Raw genomic sequence first — 3762 nt, 5'->3', positions numbered from 1 at the left:
AAAAACCGCCAATGTCTCCAACGCCATCGCAAATTAAATCATTTGAAGAAACAACGTCACTGTAATCTTTATTTGCAGCAAAAACCTTCGAACATGACACATATTTATAATTTTTCCGAAGAATAAGCTCCGGAATATCCCTATCGCTCATATTGACTAACGCGTAAGAATACTTACTTTTGCTAGTATCAATTTCTGAATCAGCTTCATTAAGGTTATATTTATCAGCGTTTGCTAAAACTTTTTTATATAAAGCTGCTACTTTTGCATTAATAACATTAACTTTTTTTGCACTATTAACAGCTTCTGTATTTGCGCCATTTTGATTTGAGCATCCTGAACATAATGGCATAAAAAGAAACAGCGAAAGTGCTAATGCAATAAATTTTTTTAGCTTCACCGCAATTCCATTAGGCATAACTACCCCTTCTCAAACTTTAACTAATTGTAAGCAAGCAAGTTAAATATTCTAATACTACGTTGTAATGTTTGGAAACTGCATAAATTTAGGTTACTTAAATATAAAAAGCCTGCGCAAAAGCTATTCACTCTTACGCAGGTTAGTATTAGATAAGCGACGCTTACGCCTCAAGCGTTATCACAGGATGCAAATCAAACATCGTTACAGTACGCTTCATGCGCGCAACGATGCTTGTTATAGCAATCGCAATCACGCCGAAAAGCACAAGCATTTCAATGCCGAAAACTATTTCGCCACTGTTCTTTCCAGCCATTGCTTGACGCAACCCCATAATCGAGTACGTCATTGGCAAGTATGGGTGAACAGCTCTAAAGAATGCCGGCGTCATTTGAACTGGGAATGTTCCTGCAGAGCTTGTGATTTGCAACATAAGCAGCACAATTGCAACTATTCGCCCTGGTATGTGGAAAATCACCATAATCATTTGCATTATTGCCATAAACATTATGGATGCAATAATTCCAAGACCATAGAACGCAAGAACGTTGTCAATTTGCAACTTTAACACAACGTGCACTACGCCCATAAGAATTACAGCTTGTACAACGCCCATAATCACAAACGGCGTTAAGCTAATAAGCGCACTCTTAAGCGGATTCATGCCATTTAGTATCGCTCGCCTATCCATAACTCTCAAAACAAAGGTTGCCATAAGAGCACCGACCCAAAGTCCGATGGAAATAAAGTAAGGAGCGAAACCTGTTCCGTAATTTTCAACGTGAGAATACTCGTGTTCTTCCAAGGAAACCGGCGCGCTCATCATCTTACTTTTTTGCACGATATTGTTGATTTTTCCAGACTTTTGAGAATTCTTAAGCCCGTCATGCAACTTTTTTGCGCCTTCAACCAGCTTTGGAGTATTATCCGATAGCTTCTTAGCTCCGGAATTAAGCTGATCAGAACCGTTCACTATTTTCGCTGAACCTTGTGCAGCTGCATTCACACCATTATTTAGTTTCTCGCTACCGTTACTTACTTGAGCCAAACCTTCAGCAAGACTATTCGCTCCAGCAGCAAGCTTATTTGAGCCAGTATTAACAGCTTCAACACCTTGAGATATTGCGTCAGCTCCGCCCTTTATTTGCAAACTTCCAGCAGAAAGCTTGTCTGCTCCAGCGCTTAAAGCAGAAAGATTTGTTTCTAGAAGATCAGAATTCTCACTTAATCCTCCAGCTAAACCTTGCAAACTAGCGAGCACGTCTTCCTTAGTAACTCTAGGATCTTGCGCTTTCATAAGAAGACCCATAATTTGTGCTTTTGTTTCAGCATTTCCAGCCTTAACGCGTTCCTCTAATTCACTACTAGAAGCAGAAAGCTTTTGCGCACCATCGTAAAATTCGCTTGTTGCTGCCGATAGTTTTTGAGTTCCTTTGCTTAATTGTTGAGCTCCGTTTGCTAAATCTTGCGTTTTTTGAGCAAGATATTGCGCCCCTGCTTTACTTCGAGTATTTGCTTTAGAAAGAGTATTCGCTCCTTTTTGAAGCTCACTTAATCCGCCTTGAAGTTTTCGCAAAGATTGAGAAAGTTGATTAGATCCATCCGCAAGCTTATTTACTCCATTTTGCAAAGATTTTGAGCCTTCATGCAAAGCACCAGCACCATTTACTGCGTCACCAAGAGAATCAGAAGCAGAATTAACTTTCGCAAACATGTTCTCCCAATACTCTTGAGCAATCGCCTCGCTGATTTCGCTACGCATAGTATGGAAAGCAGTTTTACCAATTTGCGAAGCCAGCATATTACTTGCCTGATCGTACTTTACATGAAGTTTTGCTTTAGTAGGAGTTTCATATTGCGCAGAAGCAATGCACTTACTGAAGGAAGCTGGAATGGTTGCTACCATAAAATAGTTGCCATTTTTAAGACCCTTATTCGCTTCAGCACTATTTACAAAATTCCATTGGAATCCCTCACTACCATCTTTTTGATTCTTTAAGCGAGTTTTGATTTCGTTTCCAATGTTACGCATTTTGCCGTTAATCACAGCACCATTGTCTTCAACAACAACAGCTACAGGAACAGTATTCAAAGTCTTATAAGGATTAGTAAATGCCCACAAATAAAGCGATCCGTATAAAAGTGGAATCAAAGCTACGGTTCCAATAACAAGCTTTCGAGCTTTTCCTTTCAACGTATTGTTAAGCTCTCGAAATGCAAGAGAAAGAGTATTAACGCGCATTGTTTTCACCACCATTTGCTTCACTTATACCAAGCTGTGAATCAATATGAGAATTTTCTGATTCCCCATGATTTGGGCTTAGTCTTAAGACTTGATCAGCTTGCTTTTCTAACTCACTTTGCAAAACTCCAACAAGGCAAGAGCAGTAATTTTTACTAACATACGCGCGAATATCGGAAAATAGGTATTCGCTTTGCTCGCTAGTAAGCTCCGTTTCAATTCCATCAACAAATAGCAGCCACGGCTTTTTTAACAAAGCAAGCGCAATTGCCAAACGCATGCGCTCGCACGGAGTCAACTCTCCTATTGCTGTTTCGTGAGGAGAAAATACTTTCCATTGAGCTAACACGTTGTAAGCGTACTGCTGTAAAGCTTCACGGTTTTTAACATCATTTTTGTATTGCTTCAAAAATAGAGGCGAGCGCGCTGCTAGTTTCAACTCGCTCATAAGAACTTCTTCTATTGTTTGCGTTTTATAAAATTCGTTAATTCCGCTAAATAATCCCAAACCAACGTATTGTCGAGATTCTTGGAAATCATTAGGAAGAGTTACGTCCGCAATAGTAAGAATTCCATTAGTGAATTTCATATAACCAGATAATGCAAGCAGCAAAGCTGATTTTCCAGAACCATGTTCGCCTGAAATTGCAACGATTTGATGAGGTGCAACTTTTAGCGACACATCCCAAAATGGCGATCTTCTAAATCTTTTTAACCCTAATTCTTTAGCTTCTAAAAACGTTTGTTCCTCTTGCATAATTTGTATGTTTGACGCTTATTGCTTAGACACAACGCAGTATCTAAATTTCGCTTAGAGCGCCAGGCATTCCTCCTTACTCTAAATAACCAATTTTTAATTTTGTTGTTTGTGTTTGTTGTTTATTTTTAGATTTTCGCAATTAGCAAAACAATTTTTACTTTTCACATTGCTTTATCGCTATTTTTAGCGATAAACTCACGTTGCAATGCTGCATAAAACGGTGCAAAACCGGACATTTGGTGATTATTCTTAATTCTTCACCACTGATACCTTAGGGTACTCTTTTGGGTAAACAATTGTTAAGCTACTTCAATCTTTCTGTTGAATTGTTTATATTTCATC

Annotated in this window: 2 protein-coding genes and 1 pseudogene; all 3 read right to left on the bottom strand. The window is 38.8% G+C overall.

The window, feature by feature from the left end; translation table 11 throughout:
- Window positions 1-418: pseudogene (locus A5294_RS05960) on the bottom strand (hypothetical protein); the annotation flags it as partial.
- 163 nt (window positions 419-581) lie between these two features.
- On the bottom strand, window positions 582-2660 hold the full coding sequence (locus A5294_RS05955; protein WP_004119944.1) for a YhgE/Pip domain-containing protein: 2079 nt from the start codon (window positions 2658-2660) through the stop codon (window positions 582-584).
- Window positions 2650-3417 carry an ATP-binding cassette domain-containing protein gene (locus A5294_RS05950; protein WP_004119947.1) on the bottom strand — a complete coding sequence of 256 codons (768 nt, stop codon included), beginning with the start codon at window positions 3415-3417 and terminating at the stop codon, window positions 2650-2652. Before A5294_RS05950 ends, A5294_RS05955 begins: the two co-directional genes overlap by 11 nt.
- Window positions 3418-3762 lie beyond the last annotated feature (345 nt).

This window comes from Gardnerella sp. 30-4 (assembly GCF_001641215.1).
Taxonomy (GTDB): Bacteria; Actinomycetota; Actinomycetes; order Actinomycetales; family Bifidobacteriaceae; genus Bifidobacterium; species Bifidobacterium leopoldii.
This window is presented reverse-complemented; position numbering and strand designations above follow the sequence as displayed.

Coding starts and splice junctions, on each gene's coding strand:
- A5294_RS05950 (WP_004119947.1), bottom strand. CDS start 3,417: ATGCAAGAGGAACAAACGTTTTTAGAAGCTAAAGAATTAGGGTTAAAA.
- A5294_RS05955 (WP_004119944.1), bottom strand. CDS start 2,660: ATGCGCGTTAATACTCTTTCTCTTGCATTTCGAGAGCTTAACAATACG.